At 60.0% G+C, this 18723-nt stretch carries 16 protein-coding genes; 8 read left to right on the forward strand and 8 right to left on the reverse strand.

Translation table 11 applies throughout. The annotated features are described in order from the left end of the window. The 7 genes from DWZ52_RS05435 to DWZ52_RS05465 form a co-directional block, all read right to left on the reverse strand. A complete protein-coding gene (locus DWZ52_RS05435; protein WP_118385085.1) occupies positions 1–564 on the reverse strand; it encodes a DNA-deoxyinosine glycosylase in 564 nt (187 codons plus the stop codon). A 3-nt stretch (positions 565–567) separates the two neighbouring features. Continuing rightward, positions 568–1944 carry an alpha-amylase family glycosyl hydrolase gene (locus tag DWZ52_RS05440; protein ID WP_118385086.1) on the reverse strand — a complete coding sequence of 459 codons (1377 nt, stop codon included), beginning with the start codon at positions 1942–1944 and terminating at the stop codon, positions 568–570. 153 nt (positions 1945–2097) lie between these two features. Continuing rightward, on the reverse strand, positions 2098–3294 hold the full coding sequence (locus DWZ52_RS05445) for an MFS transporter (RefSeq protein ID WP_118385087.1): 1197 nt from the start codon (positions 3292–3294) through the stop codon (positions 2098–2100). A 124-nt stretch (positions 3295–3418) separates the two neighbouring features. Then, on the reverse strand, positions 3419–5779 hold the full coding sequence (feoB, locus tag DWZ52_RS05450; RefSeq protein WP_118385088.1) for a ferrous iron transport protein B: 2361 nt from the start codon (positions 5777–5779) through the stop codon (positions 3419–3421). A gap of 121 nt (positions 5780–5900) precedes the next feature. Beyond that, on the reverse strand, positions 5901–6221 hold the full coding sequence (locus tag DWZ52_RS05455) for a hypothetical protein (RefSeq protein ID WP_089572507.1): 321 nt from the start codon (positions 6219–6221) through the stop codon (positions 5901–5903). Positions 6222–6683: 462 nt separating this feature from the next. Further along, the gene (locus tag DWZ52_RS05460) at positions 6684–8147 is read right to left on the reverse strand and encodes a basic amino acid/polyamine antiporter (RefSeq protein WP_118225908.1); all 1464 of its coding nucleotides are present in this window, start codon (positions 8145–8147) and stop codon (positions 6684–6686) included. Between the two features lie 107 nt (positions 8148–8254). Then, positions 8255–9031, reverse strand: a complete 777-nt coding sequence (locus DWZ52_RS05465) for a dimethylarginine dimethylaminohydrolase family protein (protein ID WP_118385089.1) — start codon at positions 9029–9031, stop codon at positions 8255–8257. A gap of 275 nt (positions 9032–9306) precedes the next feature. On the opposite strand from DWZ52_RS05465, the gene DWZ52_RS05470 reads away from it, so the two are divergent. Then, positions 9307–9936, forward strand: a complete 630-nt coding sequence (locus tag DWZ52_RS05470; RefSeq protein WP_233547272.1) for a GntR family transcriptional regulator — start codon at positions 9307–9309, stop codon at positions 9934–9936. A 272-nt stretch (positions 9937–10208) separates the two neighbouring features. On the opposite strand, the gene DWZ52_RS05475 is transcribed toward DWZ52_RS05470, so the two are convergent. Continuing rightward, entirely contained in the window at positions 10209–11111 is a 903-nt protein-coding gene (locus DWZ52_RS05475) for an alpha/beta hydrolase (RefSeq protein ID WP_118385090.1), read from the reverse strand. Between the two features lie 246 nt (positions 11112–11357). Between DWZ52_RS05475 and DWZ52_RS05480 the strand changes: the two genes are divergently transcribed. From DWZ52_RS05480 to DWZ52_RS05510, 7 genes are all read left to right on the forward strand, one after another. Further along, the gene (locus tag DWZ52_RS05480) at positions 11358–11921 is read left to right on the forward strand and encodes a PTS glucose transporter subunit IIA (protein WP_089572509.1); all 564 of its coding nucleotides are present in this window, start codon (positions 11358–11360) and stop codon (positions 11919–11921) included. Between the two features lie 180 nt (positions 11922–12101). Beyond that, positions 12102–13505 carry an asparagine--tRNA ligase gene (gene asnS / locus DWZ52_RS05485; RefSeq protein WP_117563868.1) on the forward strand — a complete coding sequence of 468 codons (1404 nt, stop codon included), beginning with the start codon at positions 12102–12104 and terminating at the stop codon, positions 13503–13505. A 249-nt stretch (positions 13506–13754) separates the two neighbouring features. Further along, complete coding sequence (locus tag DWZ52_RS05490) at positions 13755–14540, forward strand: hypothetical protein (protein WP_117799699.1); 786 nt, start codon at positions 13755–13757, stop codon at positions 14538–14540. A gap of 160 nt (positions 14541–14700) precedes the next feature. Next, the gene (locus DWZ52_RS05495; protein WP_118385091.1) at positions 14701–15681 is read left to right on the forward strand and encodes an ABC transporter substrate-binding protein; all 981 of its coding nucleotides are present in this window, start codon (positions 14701–14703) and stop codon (positions 15679–15681) included. Between the two features lie 203 nt (positions 15682–15884). Continuing rightward, positions 15885–16808 carry an ABC transporter permease gene (locus tag DWZ52_RS05500; RefSeq protein ID WP_006234992.1) on the forward strand — a complete coding sequence of 308 codons (924 nt, stop codon included), beginning with the start codon at positions 15885–15887 and terminating at the stop codon, positions 16806–16808. After that, positions 16801–17595 (forward strand): ABC transporter ATP-binding protein, encoded by a 795-nt coding sequence (locus DWZ52_RS05505; RefSeq protein ID WP_022093887.1) that lies wholly within the window; start codon positions 16801–16803, stop codon positions 17593–17595. Before DWZ52_RS05500 ends, DWZ52_RS05505 begins: the two co-directional genes overlap by 8 nt. 335 nt (positions 17596–17930) lie before the next feature. After that, positions 17931–18698, forward strand: coding sequence for a mechanosensitive ion channel family protein (locus DWZ52_RS05510; RefSeq protein WP_117635370.1), 768 nt, complete (start codon positions 17931–17933; stop codon positions 18696–18698). The last annotated feature ends 25 nt before the right edge of the window (positions 18699–18723 follow it).

Raw genomic sequence — 18723 nt, forward strand, 5'->3', positions numbered from 1 at the left:
TTAGAGAGCAGCCCAGTCAACTGCCTCGCGCCAGCGCTCGACAAGGCGCTCAAGACGCCAAGCCGCATTGGCAGGACTTGTCGAGGGCAGGACGATGGCGGGCAGCCCGGTGCGTTCTTGTAGATAGCGCTTGTAGAGCCGGCCAGCCGTACCACCGTTGCATATCACCTGCTCAATGGGAGCTGCATCGGTAATGCGCCCGATATGTGCCGGTACAACGTTGCGAATGCTCGCGTCACTCGAGCCCTTAATGTCACAACTCTCGATCACATCCCACAGGGCTACGCCGCCGTTAAGCAGCATGGATCGCTTGGCGGCAATGGAGACATCGAGCGTCGCGGGCTCACCGTTTGCCAAAGGATCACCCTCGTTGGGTGGCACAGGCACACCGAGACACGCCGCCGTGACCCGCCAAAAGCGGTTCTGCGGATTGCCATAGTAGAAGGCATTGGCACGCGAGAGCACCGAGGGAAACGACCCCAGCATCAAAACGCGCGAGCGCTCGTCAAACACGGGTTCAAACCCATGCTCAATATGTTGATAGCCCTCGTCGGACGCAGCCATGGCCTAGGCCCTCAACAGATAGCGCACCTCGTAGGGCGCAAGCTCAAGGGAGCCAGCCAGCTCGACCGTGGGCACGCCATCGGCAAGCAGGTCGACAAAGGACCCGTTGAGCTCGCCGGCGCCAAAGGTGTAAGGCTCGCCCACGGCGTTCACCGCCACGAGCACCGTCGCGCCGTCACAGGCGCGCTCGAACAGCAGCTGCTTGTTCTGGATCACCACGTTGCGATAGGCACCGTAGTTGAGAGCACGGGCCGCCGCGTCGTCGGCCGAGCGAAGGTGCGCAAGCTGCGTGATGAACGCCGTCAGCTCGTTGGGCGCAGGCTCATCGAGCGCAGGTCGCAGCGCCCAGTCGCCATCGGGGCCGCCCTTTTCGCCGGCAATTCCCCACTCGCTGCCATAGTAGACACACGGAATGCCCGGCATGCCAAAGAGCATGCCATAGGCGGGACGCAGGCACGACTTGTCGGTGAGGATGCTCGCCAGGCGCGGCACGTCGTGGTTGTCGACAAACGACAGCAGGTGTTTGCCGCGGTAGATGCACCACGGATCGCCGCCAAACTGGCGATGCAGCGAATGGGCAATCTCGAACATGTTGACCGAGTTAAAGCTGGAGTACAGGCCCTTGTAGCACTCGTAGTTGGTGCAGGAGTCAAGCATCTCGTCGTTGACGATCTGGTTGTAGTCGCCGTGGAGCGTCTCGCCGATCAGCACAAAATCGGGCTTGAGCTCGCGGGTAAAGGTATGCAGACGACGCATGAAGTCGCGGTCGAGCATATAGGCAACGTCCAGGCGCAGGCCGTCGACGCCAAACACGTCAGCCCAACGGCGCACGGACTCGAGCAGGTAATCGACCACAGCGGGATTTTGCAGGTTGAGCTTCACAAGTTCAAAATGGCCTTCCCAACCCTCGTACCAAAAGCCGTCGCCATAGCAGGAGTCGCCGTCAAAGCTAATGTGGAACCAGTCCTTGTACGGCGAGTCCCACTTACGCTCCTGCACATCACGGAAGGCCCAGAAGCCGCGGCCGACGTGGTTGAAGACCGCATCGAGCACCACACGGATGCCATGGGCGTGCAGCGTCTCGCATACGGCGGCAAAATCGGCATCCCCGCCCAGGCGGCGGTCGACATGGCGCAGGCTGCGCGTATCGTAGCCGTGGCTGTCGGATTCGAGCGGCGGGTTGATGAGCACAGCGCCAACGCCGAGTTCTTGCAGGTAGTCAGCCCATTGGGCGATCTTCATGATGGGTGCATCGGGGTTGGGCGCAGCGTTGGCAGCCTGGGCGAGTTCATCCTCGGCAACGGGAGCGGCGTTTTCGCGCGGAGCTCCGCAAAAGCCCAGCGGATAGATCTGATAGAACGTCGTCTCGTATGCCCACATAGCAACCTCCCGGTAAGCTCAACACAACGATATCCATTGTATGCCCGGCTTGTATCCTCTCCCCCAAAATAAGTTGCGGTGAAATAATTCCTGCTTGGGCCTTCAGAGGCCTTAAACAGGAGCTATTCCACCGCAGCTGATGAGGGGACGTGATTAGGCGACGGGCTTTGCGCGGCGTATGGCTGGGAACAGTACGGTGATGGCAAGGATGACGCCCACGACGGTAATCGCCCCGCCCGCAAAGCCAATCCAAGCGATACCGGGACCCGAAACCACGGCGCCGCCGATTGCGGTGCCCGTGCCGATACCCAGATTGAACAGGCCCGAGAAGATCGACATGGCGACGGCCGACGAATCCGCCGGCGTGTACTTGATGAGCTCGGCCTGGAACGCAACGTTAAAGGCCGTGGAGCAGCAGCCCCATAGCGCGCAGACGGCAAGCACTGCTACGAGCGACGATGCGACCGGACCCACGAGCAGCAGAGCCACCGGCACGCCGGAGAGCGTGATAGCTAAGAACGGAAAGCGATGCCCATCGAACAGTCGGCCGAACAGCCAGCTTCCGAGCAGACCAGAGCAGCCGAACGCCGTCAGCGTCATGGTAATAGCGCTTGCGTCGACGTGCGCGACCTGTGCCAGGAACGGCTCGATATAGCTGTAACCCGCATAATAGCCGGTCGCCATAAAGACCGTGACCGCATAAAGCGCGATGAGGAACGGGTTCTTGAGCAGCTCGGGCAGCTGTTTGAGCGTAAAGCGCTCGCCCACCGGCATGGCCGGGAACACCGCGGCCTGGTAGACGACCGCAATAGCTGAGAGGGCCCCGACCACGGCGAATGTCATGCGCCAGCCCACGGCCAGGCCAATGGCGCGACCGAGGGGCAGACCAAAGATCTGCGCGATGGACGAGCCCGTGGCGATCATGCTGATGGCGAGCGCGCCGTGACGAGTGTCGACCAGGCGCGAGGCCATAATCGAGGCGACCGACCAGAACACGGCGTGCGCGCAGGCGACCACCAGGCGTGCGCAGACCAAGATGGGATAGGTCGGCGCCACGGCGGACAGGAACTGACCCAGAGAAAACACGGCAAGCACGCCGAGCAGCATACGCTTGAACTCAAAGCGCGAGGCAAACACCATAAGCGGCAGCGACAGCAGCATGACGCCCCAGGCGTAGACCGAGATCATGATGCCTGCCTGGGCCTCGGTGAGCGAGAACGATGCGGCAATATCAGTCAGAAGGCCAATGGGCATGAACTCCGACGTGTTGAACACGAACGCACAGCAGGCGAGCCCGATAAGCGGGAGCCACTGCTTGAGCGAGATGCCATCTTGTCTTGCCTGAGTCATGTAGGAACCCTCTCCGATTGTCTTGAGCGATGGGCGATTATATAGCAACGGCCCCGCATCCGTCAGCAACAGATGCGGGGCCGTAATCAACTCAATACACAGAGGTTGCGCCATCAATAAATAACTAAGCCAGCCCCAGCAATATGCCCGCCGAATGCACGACAAACGCCACGATCCAGGCGACCGTCACTTGAAACGCGAACACGGCCACGGCATAGCGCGCGCCCAGTTCACTCTTGACGGCGCCGATTGCCGCTACGCAGGGCGGGTACAGCAGCGTAAAGACCAGGAACACGTAAGCGGTAAACGGCGAAAACATGCTCGACAGTGCCGCGGGCGACGTTGCACCCAAAAGCACGGTGAGGGTCGAAATGACGCTCTCCTTGGCGATAAGTCCGGTGACGAGCGCCGTGGATGCACGCCAATCGCCAAAGCCGAGCGGCGCCAGCGCCGGCGCGATAATGCTACCCAAACCGGCAAGCAGACTCTGCGACTGATCGGCGACCACATTAAAGCGGATATCGAACGTCTGGAGGAACCAGATGGCCACGGTAGCGGCAAAGATAATGGTAAAGGCCTTGGTAATAAAGTCCTTGGCCTTATCCCATGCCAGCATCACCGTCGTCTTGACGCTCGGCAGGCGGTAATTGGGAAGCTCCATGATAAACGGCACCGGGTCGCCCTTAAATGCCGTGCGGTTGAGCACCAGGGCGGCAATGCAGCCGACCACGATACCAATCAGATAGAGCGAGACCATGGCGGGAACTGTCGCCTGCGGGAAGAATGCCCCGCACAGCAGACCGTAGACCGGCAACTTGGCCGAACAGCTCATGAACGGCGTGAGCATGACCGTCATCTTGCGGTCGTGCTCGGATGGGAGCGTACGGGTCGACATGATAGCCGGCACGGTACAGCCAAAACCGACGAGCATAGGCACGAAGCTGCGGCCCGACAGGCCAAAGCGACGCAGCACTTTATCCATGACAAAGGCCACGCGCGCCATGTAGCCCGAGTCTTCCAGAATGGAGAGGAACAAAAAGAGCACGACGATAATCGGCAGGAAGGTCAGCACGCTGCCCACGCCCGTAAGCACGCCGTCGACAGCCAGCGAGCGCACCACGTCGTTGGTGCCGAACGCCTTGAGACCCGCATCGGCCGAGGCGATGATGGCAGCGATGCCGTCCTCCATGAGTCCCTGCAACGCCGCGCCGATCACGCCAAACGTCAGCCAAAAGACGAGGCCCATGATCACCAGGAACGCCGGAATGGCCGTGTAGCGACCCGTCAGGATGCGGTCGATCTTGACGGAGCGCACGTGCTCGCGGCTCTCATGCGGCTTGACGACGCAGCGCCCGCACACGTCGCCGATAAAGCTAAAGCGCATATCGGCCAGCGCGGACAGGCGGTCGGTGCCGGCCTCACCCTCCATCTGGGTAATGATGTGCTCGATAGCGTCGAGCTCATTGCGATCCAAGTGAAGCGCCTCGGTCACCAGCTCGTCGCCTTCAACCAGCTTGGTCGCCGCAAAACGCACCGGAATGTGCGCCGTCACGGCATGGTCCTCGATCAGGTTGGCAATGCCGTGGATGCAGCGATGCAGTGCACCGCCGTCCGAGCCATCGGGCGCACAGAAGTCCAGGCGACCGGGGCGCTCGCGGAACCGTGCCACGTGCAAGGCATGATCCACCAGCTCGCCGATACCCTCGTTGCGGGCAGCGCTAATGGGGACAACAGGCACGCCCAACAGGCTCTCGAGCAGGTTGACGTCCACGGCGCCGCCGTTGGCCGTCACCTCGTCCATCATGTTGAGCGCGATGACCATGGGGCGGTCGAGCTCCATAAGCTGCAGCGTCAGGTACAGGTTGCGTTCGATATTAGTAGCGTCGATGATGTCGATGATGGCGTCGGGGTTTTCGTCCAGGATAAATTGGCGACTGACGATCTCTTCGCCCGTGTACGGAGACAGCGAATAGATGCCGGGCAGGTCGGTAACGCTTGCCTCGGGATGGTTACGGATGGTGCCGTCCTTGCGGTCGACCGTCACGCCGGGAAAGTTACCGACGTGCTGGTTGGAGCCCGTCAGCTGGTTGAACAGCGTGGTCTTACCGCAGTTTTGGTTGCCGGCGAGGGCAAAATGCAGCGGCGCGCCCTCGGGCACGGCCGTCTTTGCCGCACGGGGCGAATACGTCCCCTCGCCAAGTGCCGGGTGCTCCGTCATGCCGATTGCGGCGTTAGTGCGCGGACCCGTGTCTGTGTCGTGAACACCCACGAGCTCGATGCGAGCAGCATCGTCCTTGCGCAGCGTCAACTCGTAGCCACGCAGGCGAATCTCGAGCGGGTCGCCCATAGGAGCGTACTTCATCATGGTGACTTCGGTGCCCGGCGTTAGGCCCATGTCCAAAATATGCTGTCGGAGTGCCTGATCGTCCGATGCCACCGATGCGACAACGGCGTCCTTTCCAATCTCGAGTGTATCGAGCTTCACGCGCTCATCCTTTCGTTAGACGCGGTTAACCGTTTACCGGGGCTAACCAACTCGTAACGACAAATGATAGCGCTCTGAACTATTATATAAAGTCAAATACCGATGTTTACCTGCGCAAACTTTATGCGGTGCGCCCCGAAAGCTCTTTGCGCATACCGCTCAGCGAGATCGAAATGGAACCCGACCGCGCGGTAGCAGTGAGTCGATCACCCTCAACCGACCCCGTGCATGTAAAGGGCGCCTTGCCCATCAAGACGTGGGAGATAGTGCCCGAGAACTCAAAGAAATCGCCCTCGGCGCGGGCACCCGAGAGAGCGATATTGAGACCCCTGACGTTTAGTACTGCCCTGAGCGCGCCGTTCACCCCATGTGAAAACGTCACCTCGCCGCGTTTGCTCCCCACCGGCGTCTGGGCCAAAACCACATACGTACCCTCAAGCATGGCTCCTCCTCTAAGCAGACTTTTTGAAATGGCCATCTAGTCTACTTTGCTGCGAGACGGCTTGCCCAGAAACCGCGAGCACACAATGACGTTCAATCAACAGATTGCTGCAAGGGAAGCAAGCGTGCAAGGGGGACAGATTACTTTTGACACCATTTGCGCCAACGGACGGGATGCGGAGCGACGACCGTGCAGGTGGATTCCGGATCGTCGCTTCCTCCGTCCCCCAGCGAATCAAAACGAAGTTGCGGTGGAATAGTTCCTGTTTGAAGCTTTAACCAGTAAAACAGGAACTATTCCACCGCAACTGCAAAAGCCTGCGCTGGCAACAAATGTCACCTGCGCAGGCTTGGTGGGCGCTCACAAAGGCACGTAATAGAGACCCACATCAGTTATGGAATGCCAAGCAGCATCGATACGCGATGCCCGCCGGCCTACCAAGCAACGAAGCTCGCCGTAGCCTTAGACGATCGGCGCGATGCCGGCAAAGTGCAGATACAGCGAGATAACTGCCACGACAATGACCACTGCTGCGATCAGCTTGTCGTGCAGATGCGGAAGCACCTGCTTGCCGCGGCCGCGCTCGCCCAGAATATAGACGGGGATGGCTGGGGCAAAAAGGATCGTCGTGATCATGACGCCCTGGAGGCCCGTCGACCACACCAGGAACAGCGTGTAGATAAAGCCGAGCGTACCAAAGAAGCGTGCTTTGCCGACACTCGGCGCGTGCGGCCCGTCCAAATGCTCGTTCTTCCAGCCGATCACCATGTAATAGGCAGCCGAGCAGACATACGGAACCAGAATCGTGTTGACCGCGCAGCTATAGAAGAACTGGTAGGTGCTCGCCGCCACATACGACACAATCAAGAAGAGTTGCGTGATGCCGGAGCTCACGAGAACCGTTACCACCGGGGCATCGTGCTTGTTCGTCTTAGCAAACGCCAGCGGGAAGGAGCCCTGACGCGCCGCCTCAAACGGCGTCTCGGATGCAATGATGACGTAGCCCAGCATCGCGCCGACCAGCGAGAGAATAACGCCAAGGTTTACGATGGCAGCTCCTACCGGACCGATTGCGCACTCGAGAATTCCCGCCATGGAGGGCGTTGCGAGCTGTGCCATTTCCTCACGCGGCATAATGCCGAGCGACAGCATCGAGATGATCAGATACAGCGTGAACACGGCTGCAAATCCAAGCGCCGTCGAGCGACCGACATCGCGCACATACTTTGCACGGCCCGAGATGACGACAGCGCCCTCGATGCCCGTGAAGACCCAGACAAGGGCAATCATGGTCGAGACAACCTGCTCGCCAAAGCCGGGGCCAGCCGGTTCTCCCCAGAAGTTGTCCATAAAGATATCGACGTCGAACTTACCCAGGAGCACAATGCTCAGCACAAAGAGTCCCAGCGGCACCAACTTCGCCAAGGTGACGATCGTGTTAATGCCCGCAGCTTCCTTAACGCCACGAAGCACGAGAGCGGTAAGGAACCACAGAAACACGCTGGCACAGATGATGGAAAGCAGATTGTTGCCCGTGCCGAATGCAGGGAAGAAATAGCCAAGCGCGCTAAACAGCAAAAGTGCAAAGCTCACGTTGGAAAGGCATGCGCTGATCCAGTAGCCCCAAGCGGAGTTGAATCCAACATAATCGCCAAAACCGGCGGCGGCGTATGCATAGATACCGCCGGTCAGGTCGGGACGAGCCTGAGACAAACCGTTGAACACCATCATCAGCGCAAAGACGCCAATAAAGCAAATTCCCCACGAGACGATAACCGCGCCGGTATTGGCTCCGCCCGCCGCCATATCGCCGGCAAGAGAGAAGATACCGCCGCAAATGCTCGCAGTGATGACCATCATGGTCAGACGAAAGAGATCCAGACCATTGGGGTCGATTATCTCGTCGTTGCAAGTTTTAGAGGCCATATATGTGCACCCCCTCAGTCAAGCGACCGTATGAAGATGGCCCGGACGTCCCGAATCGGGTGCCGGGCCATCGGTCAAGCGATCATTAAGCTAGTAAAGCGGCCGCATTAGAAGCGCAGTGACAGGCAGGAGAGGCCTCCGTCGACCTTGCGATACTCGGAGGTGTCGACAACGAGCGTCTTGTAGCCCAGATCCTGCACGGCCTTGAGCACGGTCGGATAGCCCTCGGCAACGATGACCGTACCGTTGACCCAGATGCAGTTGGCGCCGTAAGTCTCGTCCTCGGGCACGACGATCTTGTTGTACTGGGCAAAGTCGGGCTTATCGATGAACTCACCGGAGACGAGCATGTTGTTGTCCTCGATGTAGTTGACGCCCGTCTTGAGGTGCAGGACCTCCTCCAGAGGCACCTCGGAGCCCTCGAGGCCCCAGCCCTCGAGAATCTCGCAGAACTGGCGGATACCCTCTTCGTTGGTGCGAGCAGAGCGACCGACGTAGAAGTGGTCGCCGACCATCATGACGTCGCCGCCGTCGAGCGTGCCGGGGGAAACGATGTGCTTGACATGCTCGTCGTCAAAGAAGCGACGGACGACCGGCTCGATTTCGTCCTTCTCGCCATTACGACTGTCGGCGCCGGGGTTGGTAATGATGGCGCCGCAGCGAGTGATAACGGCCGGATCCTCGACAAAGCAGCTGTCGGGATACTGCTCAAGCGCCGGCAGCACCGACACGTCAACGCCACACTGCTCGAGTGCATGCTCGTAATCGTAGTGCTCCTCGATAGCGCGCTCGTAGATGGGCTGGCCAAGCTCGGGAGCGCTCGTGATGCCATTGCTCAGGGACTTGCCGGGACGACGGATGATGACGTGGCTGAACTTAGTCATGATGATCCTCCTTGGATCTCATAGTACTGAGCGGACTTCCTTGCGTCCGCCTTCCTTCCGATGGCTTTATCTTAGGGTGTCTTTACTGTTTTGTATATTGTATGCAATCCTGAACGGTAGATATTTGTCGGTAAGCGTATTATTGCTTCTTCTGGTTTGGTAGCGCGATTTAACTGGTCGTTCTATAATTCAATTAGCCTATTGAGGCGAAACGTATTTATTTTTGAAAATATACAGTTGAGGAATATAAGCTCATGGAAACGCTCCGAAGACCCTTGAAGGATCATGTATACGACTATATTTCGAGTCGCATAGACGCCGGCGAGCTTTCGGCCGGCGACCGCGTGAGCGAGCAGGCGATCTGCGATGCCATGGGCGTGTCGCGCACGCCGGTTCGCGAGGCGCTCATCCAGCTGGCAAGCGACGGCTATCTGGACAATCTCCCCCGCCGCGGATTCCGCGTCCGAGGGTTCGATCAGCAAAACGCCGTTGAAGTCTTTGAGATTATGGGGCCTCTCGACGGGCAGGCGGCATACCTCGCCTGCCCTCTCCTAACCGACGAGGACATCATGCAGCTGAAGTTTTTGGTTGGGTCCATGGACCTTGCGATCCAAGGCGGTCTTATCCGAAAGTACGACGACATTCAGCGGGACTTTCACCTCACGTACTTCAACCGCTGCGGCAACGACCGTCTGCGCGACATGATTTCGCAACTCGAGCGCTGCTTTATCAAGCGCGATTACGAGACTGTCGACCAGGAGACGGCGTGCGAACTGCTCAATAAAGCCAACAACGAACATGCTCATATTCTTGAGTTGTTCGAAGCACGAGATGCGACGGGCGTGCGCGACTACGTTCGCGATGTCCATTGGAACACAGAAAACGCCCAGTTCACCGTCTGGTAGGAAAGCAACAAGGGACGACGTCGGTCTTAAACCTTGGCGACAGCACCGCCCAAACTAATCCGCTTTCCTCCGTCCCCGAGGGATCATTCTTCTGGCAGCCAAGACAACGCCGATGCTTTGGCGCGGACAGCGAAAGCCCGCCAGAGCGAGCAAGGTGCCTTGAAACGAGGCGGCATTGACCTTCTGGTCATGCCGCCGCAGTTGAAAGGCAGATTGCCGCTCTGGCGGGCTTGCAGCGTCGAGCTGTTACGCGGTTTGGTAAAACCGCGTAACTAGAAACCGTGGCGCTCCAGGAAACGGAAGGCCAGGCGGATCCAAGGACGGACTGCCACCTGCTTGTCCTCGTTGTCGACCGCGGTGTTGGCGTTGCCGAGCGAAAGGCCGTGACCGCCCTGGTCAAAGACGTGCATCTCGCAAGCGACGCCCTCCTCGGCCATGCGCTGCGCAAACGGATAGACCTGTGCGATCGGCGCTGTCTTGTCGTCGGACACGCCCCACACAAAGGTCGGGGGCATCTGGCGCGAAACGTGCGTGGTAGGGCAAATGTCGGCCAGGTGCTCATCGGTCGCCTCGCCGCCCGTCACCATCGACAGATAGTCGTTGAGCAAATCGCGCCCCGTCTTGCCACCCGTCTTGGGCACGCGCAGGTCGATGCGCGGGTCGCGCGTCTGCATATCGCGCACATAGGCAAGGTCGAGCAACGGATAGCCCAGCACCACGGCGTCGGGACGAATATCCTCCGGACGAGCCCCGGCAAGGCCCGCGAAAGGTCCGGTCTTCCACTGCGTTGCCAACGAGGCGCAGATCATGCCGCCCGCCGAGAAACCCACGATGCACACGCGCTTGGGATCGACATGCCACTCGTCGGCGTTGGCGCGCACGGTAGCGACCATCTTGGCGAGGTCCGCCTGCGGGTGCGGAAAGCTCACGTCGCCCGTGGCGCTCGTCACATAGTTGAGCACAAAGGCCTGGTAGCCGCGGTCCAAAAACGCAAACGCCACCGGGTCCTGCTCGTGCGGAGCGATATGCGTAAACCCGCCTCCGCCGCAGATGATCACCGCGGGGCGGCGGCCATTGGGCTTGTCGGGCAGCGGCTCGGCACCCAGATACGTAAACGTCGCCGGATAATCCTCGGTCGGCTCCTCGCCCCACAGCGCATGGTTCTCAATAATCATAGGTGCTCCCTCCGTGCGATTCGTGCGCACTCGTTTTTCGCACCTTAGCGTACCCCACTTGAGCCCGCGGCGCAGAAACACCCCCGCAATAAGTTGGCCTTCAACTGATATATCACAAAATCGCTGTTCAGAGGTATCGTTGGACAGCGTAAAATAGGAGCGCTGACCGTGCTGGGAAACACGTACGAAACGTTTCCGGCAAACCACACGCGTGCAACATGCGCGCCTGATACGTTGGAGGCATCTATGGGTCTGCTCGATTCGCTCAAGTCCACGTTCACTTCGTCGGGCGAGGCGTCCGTTCCGCCCGCAGCAAGCTTCGCCACCCGCGAAGGCGTCATCTACGCTCCCGTCAACGGCGTGCTCGTCAATCTGAGTGAGGTTCCCGACGAGACCATCGCCTCGGGCATGCTCGGCCAGGGCTACGGCATCGAGCCCATTACCGGCACCATTTACGCCCCCGCTAACGGCCGTATCGGCGCCACCACCGTCACCAACCACTCCATCGGCATGATCACCGAGGACGGTCTTCGCGTGTTCATCCATGTTGGCCTGGGCACCGTGGAAATGAACGGCAAGGGTTTTGCCCGCTTTGTCGAGATGGGTGACACGGTCAAGGCCGGCCAGCCGCTCATCAGCTTCGATCGCGAGGCCATCAAGGCCGCCGGCCACGAGGACATCGTGACCGTCATCATCTCCGAGCTCGATCGTCTTAAGAGCATCGACCATGTCGGCGAGTCCGGAACGCTTATCGGCGGCAACCCGCTCGTCAAACTGGGCGACCCGCTGCTGGTAGCCAAGACCAAGTAGCCAGGCCCCGCGCCACACAGCCAAAAGGCAACACGAAAAGCGCCCACGAGCATTTGCCGTGGGCGCTTTTCGTTTGAAAAACCATCCCGCCAATGCCTTATCTGTATAGCCCAAATGAGCCGAGCTGCTAGAATATCGAACTGTATGGATAACTATCATTCAACCGTTATGGGAGGATACGTGAACCGCACCAAAATCGCGCAGCTTTACGCCGATGCCGAGTCGCTTGGCGGCCAGACCGTCACCGTCGCCGGCTGGGTCAAGTCCATCCGCGACATGAAGAACTTTGGCTTTGTTACGCTCAACGACGGCAGCTGCTTCCGCGACCTGCAGGTCGTCATGAACCGCGAGGCACTCGACAACTACGACGAGATCGCCCATCAAAACGTCTCGGCCGCACTCATTTGCACCGGCACCGTCAAGCTGACCCCCGATGCGCCCCAGCCCTTCGAGCTTTCTGCCACCTCCATCGAGGTCGAGGGCGTCAGCGCCCCGGATTACCCGCTGCAGAAGAAGCGCGCAACCGTCGAGTTCCTGCGCACCCAGCAGCACCTGCGCCCGCGCACCAACCTGTTCCGCGCCGTGTTCCGCATCCGTTCTGTCGCGGCTGCCGCCATCCACCGCTTCTTCCAGGAGCAGGGCTTTGTCTACGTCAACACCCCCATCATCACCACGAGTGACTGCGAGGGCGCCGGCGAGATGTTCCGCGTGACCACGCTCGACCCCAAAAATCCGCCCCTCACCGAGTCCGGCGAGGTCGACTGGAGCCAGGACTTCTTTGGCAAGCACGCGAGCCTTACCGTGTCCGGCCAGCTCAATGCCGAAAACTTTGCCATGGCCTTTGGCGACGTGTACACCTTTGGCCCCACCTTCCGCGCCGAAAACTCCAACACCACGCGCCACGCCGCCGAGTTTTGGATGATCGAGCCCGAGATGGCCTTTGCCGACCTGAACGACTACATGGATAACGCCGAGGCCATGCTCAAGTACGTCCTTAAGGACGTTATGGCCACCTGCCCCGACGAGCTCAATATGCTCAACAAGTTTGTGGACAAGGGCCTGATCGAGCGCCTGGACCATGTGGCAAACTCCGACTTTGCCCGCGTTACCTACACCGAGGCTGTCGAAATCCTGGAGCAGGCAGTCGCTGCTGGCCACCAGTTTGATTACCCCGTCAGCTGGGGCATCGACCTGCAGACCGAGCACGAGCGTTTCCTGACCGAGGAGCACTTTAAGCGACCGACCTTCGTAACCGACTACCCGGCCGAGATCAAGGCGTTCTACATGCGCATGAACGAGGACGGCAAGACCGTCGCCGCCGCCGACTGCCTGGTTCCCGGTATCGGCGAGATTATCGGCGGCTCCCAGCGCGAGGAGCGCCTGGATCTGCTCGAGGCCCGCATCAAGGACCTGGGCATGAATCCCGAGCAGTACAAGTACTACCTTGACCTGCGCCGCTACGGTTCCTGCAAGCACGCCGGCTACGGCTTGGGCTTCGAGCGCTTGGTCATGTATCTGACCGGCGTGGGCAACATCCGCGACGTCCTGCCGCACCCGCGCACCGTGGGCAACGCCGACTTCTAATCGCCACAGCGCCACCGAACGCGTTCCAGCGCATCACGCCAGCGCCTCTCGGCAAGCCGAGGGGCGCTTTTTTCAACAGTATCCGTCAAGCTTTTGGCAAGATTTTGGTCAGTTGAGCAGGGCTGTTGAAAACTCGACCCGCCGCTTGCCGACGACTACCGACCGCCCGGAGTGTCCTGCACCCCTGGGAAAGCCCCGCGCCCTAGGCTCCATACCGTCGCCACCCAAAACGGAAAGGACGTGGACGCCATGACCGAAACCGCTGTTGAAACTTACGAGACCACGACGAGGGGCGCCGCCTCGATGGCAGCCTATCGCGCCGTTCGCATCCTGCAATTATTAAGCGAAAACACCGGCGAGGACAAGGCCATGCTTTCCGATGAGTTGATCCGGCGTCTCGCCCATCCCGACGACCCCGCCCGCATGCCCATCTCGGCGGCGCGGCGCAGCATCTACACCGCCATCTCCGCACTTCGCCATGCCGGATACGAAATTGAATACAAGCGCGGCGTGGGGTATCGGCTCTTGACCCGTCCGCTCACCGACGAAGAGATCATCCGGCTCCACGGCATGGTCATGCGCAACCGCTCTACGCCCATCGCCATTCGAAAAAGCATGGCGCAGCACCTGGTCGCCATGGCGAGTGCCGACGTTCGCGGCTACCTCGATGCACCCGAGCCTGCTCCAAGCGCAGGCGACAAATCCACCAAGGCCATACGCACGCCCGTCAAGCGCATCGATGCCTGCGAGCTCATCGAGCAGGCCATCGACCACGGAACCACGGTGAGTTTTGATATTTCGAGTGTCACGGCACGCGGAGAGGTCGAAGTGGCGCGGATGACACTCCGGCCCTTTGCCATCAAGCAACGAGACGGCATCTCGTATTTGCTGGGAACGGTCTATGACGCGCGAGGCGCCGACGACACGCTGCGTACCGTTGAGATCGGCCGCATGAGAAACGTCACCACACGTCTCCTCGACGGCAAGAAGCTCTTCGCCGTCCTGGACGAGGACGATGCCTCCTCCGCCGCATAAGACCCTCCGCCGCCCATTCGACTACCCGTACCGCCCATCCGATTCTGTATTAAAAAACCCGCCAGGCTGTTGTAAAAATGGACATCAGCGCTACTATAGTTCCACTTGCACTTTGTCCCAGTGCAGTGTTTCCAGCCATTTTTATACTGGGGGTAATGATATGAAGGACATCACCATCAGCCGCAGGAGCCTTCTGGTCTCCGCCGGTCTGCTCGCGCTCGCCCCGCTCGCCGGATGCGGCGGCAACTCTGGTTCCGGCTCTGCTGCCGCCGGTTCCGACTACACCATCGGCGTTCTGCAACTCACCGAGCACTCCGCACTCGATGCCGCCAACGACGGCTTTGTCAAGGCCATCAAGGAGAGCGGCCTTAAGGTCAAGATCGACCAGAAGAACGCCCAGAACGACCAGTCCACGTGTAAGTCCATTGCCGACAAGTTTGTGGGCGACAACGTCAACCTGATTTATGCCATCGCCACGCCCGCCGCGCAGGCTGCCGCCGGCGCCACGGCCGATATCCCCATCGTGGGCTGTGCCATCACCGACTACGCCGCCTCCGGCCTGGTCCAGGACAACGACAAGCCCGGCACCAACGTCACGGGCGCTTCCGACCTCACCCCAGTCGCCGAGCAGCTCGAGATGATGCAGAAGGTCCTGCCCGACGTTAAAAAGGTCGGCCTGCTCTACTGCACCGCCGAGTCCAACTCCGACGTCCAGATCAAAGCCGCCAAGAAGGAGCTCAACAAGCTGGGCCTCGAGTACACCGATTTCACCGTCTCGAGCTCCAACGAGATTCAGTCCGTCGTCGAGTCTGCCGTGGGCAAGGTCGACGCGCTGTACTCCCCCACTGACAACACCATCGCCGCGGGCGCTTCGCAGGTCGGCCAGATCTGCAAGGAGAACAAGCTTCCCTTCGTGACTGGCGAGGAGGGCATGTGCATGGCCGGCGGCCTGTTCACCCTCTCCATCAATTACGAGGATCTGGGCTACGCCGCGGGCGAGATGGCCGTCAAGATTCTGAAGGGCGAGGCCAAGCCCGAAGACATGCCTATCAAGCACCTCTCGAGCAAGGACCTGGTCGTCGTCAAGAACGACGAGATGGCCGAGGCCCTGGGCATCGACCTTTCCGCTCTGGACGCGTAATGCTATACGCGGCATGCGTCTAGAGCCCGTGCTCGCGCTTTAGCTGCGTTATTCAATATCTGAGCCACAGGGGCGGGCGCTGTAGACCGGCGTCCGCCCTGCTTGTTTCAGGTAAAACAAAACGTCTGTCCGCAGCTCTTCTATGCATTGTTACCGCTATTATGGTGAATCACGTGTCCACCCTATCCTAGGAGGTATGAAGCATGCTCATTGCATTGCAGGGCGCCGTTTCGCAGGGCGTCCTCTGGGGCATTATGGTGCTTGGCGTGTTTATCACGTTCCGCCTGCTCGACATTCCCGATATGACCTGCGACGGCAGCTTTGCCCTCGGCGGCTGCGTCTGCGCTGTGCTCATCGTCAATAACAACGTCGACCCGCTGCTCGCCGTGCTGGCCGGTATGTGCGCCGGCGCCATCGCGGGTGCCGTCACGGGCATTTTGACCACCGTCTTCGAGATTCCCGCGATCCTCGCCGGAATCCTCACCCAGATCAGCCTGTGGTCCATCAACCTGCGCATCATGGGCAAGTCCAATACGCCAATTCTTGCCAAGGGCACCGTGTTCTCGGCCGTCAGCAATATGACCGGTCTGCCGCAGTCCACCGTTGCCATCATCTTAGGCATCCTGCTCGCCGTGGCTATCGTTGCCATCCTGTATTGGTTCTTTGGCACCGAGATCGGCTCGGCGCTGCGCGCCACCGGCAACAACGAGTACATGATCCGCGCTCTGGGCGTCAACACCAACTCCACCAAGATGATCGCCCTCGTGCTCTCCAACGCCCTCATCGGCCTTTCGGGCGCGCTTATCTGCCAGAGCCAGAAGTATGCCGACATTGGCATGGGCACCGGCGCCATCGTTATCGGTCTTGCCGCCATCGTCATCGGCGAGGTGCTCGGCCGCCTGCTGCCCGGCGGTCTCACGCAGTTTAGCGTCCGTCTTGCCTCCGCCGTCTTTGGCTCCGTGGTGTACTTCCTTATCCGCGCCATCGTGCTGCAGCTGGGCATGGACGCCAACGACATGAAACTGCTCTCTGCTGTGATTGTCGCCGTGGCCCTGTGCGTGCCCGTGGTTTGGGAGCGCTATAAGCTCCGCAGCTCCTACACGAAGGGAGATGAGGCAGATGCTTAAGCTCTCGCACGTCAAGAAGACCTTTAACAAGGGCACCGTCACCGAGAAGCGCGCGCTCACCGGCGTCGACCTTACCCTCAACGACGGCGACTTTGTAACTGTGATCGGCGGCAACGGCGCCGGCAAATCCACGCTGCTCAACATGATTGCCGGCGTATATCCGCTCGATTCGGGCGTTATCGAGCTCGACGGCACCGACATCTCGCGCCTGAGCGAGTCGCAGCGCGCCAAGTACCTGGGCCGCGTGTTCCAGGATCCCATGCGCGGCACCGCAGCCGACATGCAGATTGCCGAGAACTTGGCCCTCGCCAAGCGTCGCGGCCAGCGTCGCGGCCTTTCGTGGGGCGTCACCAAGGCCGAGAAGGACGAGTACGTTGAGTTGCTCAAGCGCCTGGACCTTGGCCTGGACACGCGCCTCAACGCCAAGGTCGGCCTGCTTTCGGGTGGCCAGCGCCAGGCACTCACGCTGCTCATGGCCACGCTCACCAAGCCGCGCTTGCTGCTGCTCGACGAGCACACCGCGGCACTCGACCCCAAGACCGCCTCTAAGGTGCTCAATCTGACCGAGGAGATTGTCGACGAGAACCACCTGACCACGCTCATGGTCACGCACAACATGAATGACGCCATCCGTCTGGGCAATCGCCTGATCATGATGCACGAGGGCCACGTTATCTACGACGTGGCGGGCGACGAGAAGAAGTCGCTCACCGTCGCCGACCTGCTGCAGAAGTTCGAGGAGGTCTCGGGCGGCGAGCTCGCCAACGACCGCATGCTGCTGAGCTAAAACCTGCCAATAAGGGACAGGTTTATTTTGGCAGGTTTTATCTGCGCAAACGTCAAAACCGCCGCAAAGGAACAGATACCTTTGCGACGGTTTTCGCATATCATGTCGATAATCCAGCGTCAGCAGGAACCACTGGTTAAGAACTAAGGAAACTGCCATGAGAAGACTCCTTCCCCGTCTTGCTTGACCGCCGCACTCCTTGCCGGCGTGCTCGCCGGCGGCCCAGCTTACGCCACCGCGGCCACCCCATCTCAAGTTATCGGCCCGTCCGATGTGATCGGACGGGCTTTTTGGTGGGTATCATGGTTGAATGATCATTAGGAGGTTTTCCCTACATGGAATTGTTTGAACCGATTCTTCATTTCTTTGAGCAGCGCTGGGTCCACAACATCATCTGGGCCGTCATCTTGGTAATAGTCACCGCCATCGCCGCCAAGGTGGCATCCAAGACCCTGCGCCACCTACTCAACCGAGACGACAACCCGCTTCCCGCATCGAGCATCTTCATCAACATCGCGCGTGCCGTCATTTGGATGATCGGCGGCAGCTTTATCCTCGACAACTGCTTTGGCATTAACGCAAACGCGCTCGTCGCCGCTCTTGGCGTCGGCGGCATCGCCATCTCGCTCGGCTTTCAGGACACGCTATCAAACCTTATCGGCGGCATGCAAGTGACCTTTATGGGCATCATCAAGCCCGGCGACAATATCGAGGTCGGCGGCGTGTCGGGCGTGGTCCAGGACATCACTTGGCGCCACACGACCATCGAGGACGCCTGCGGACAGACCATCATCGTCCCCAACTCCAACATCTCCAAGAACACACTCGTGCACCTCATGCCCTTTGGACGCGTTGTCGTTCCCGTCGCGGTGAAGGACACGTCAAAGTGGGACTCGCTCGATGCGCTGGCAGACGAGCTCGCCTGTGCCACCAAGGTCGCCGTTTCACCCATCTCGGGCTTTGACAAGGAACCCTACGTGCTCTTTAGCGAGATCGGCGACTTTGGCATTAAGGGTAAGATCATCTTTATCGTCAGTGACGACAGCACCACCTTTACGGCAGCCGACGCCTGCATCCGCGCCATCGCCCCCATCATCGCCTAAAACCACCGCAAAGGGGACAGGCACC

The organism is Collinsella sp. AF33-16, assembly GCF_003475325.1.
Taxonomy (GTDB): domain Bacteria; phylum Actinomycetota; class Coriobacteriia; order Coriobacteriales; family Coriobacteriaceae; genus Collinsella.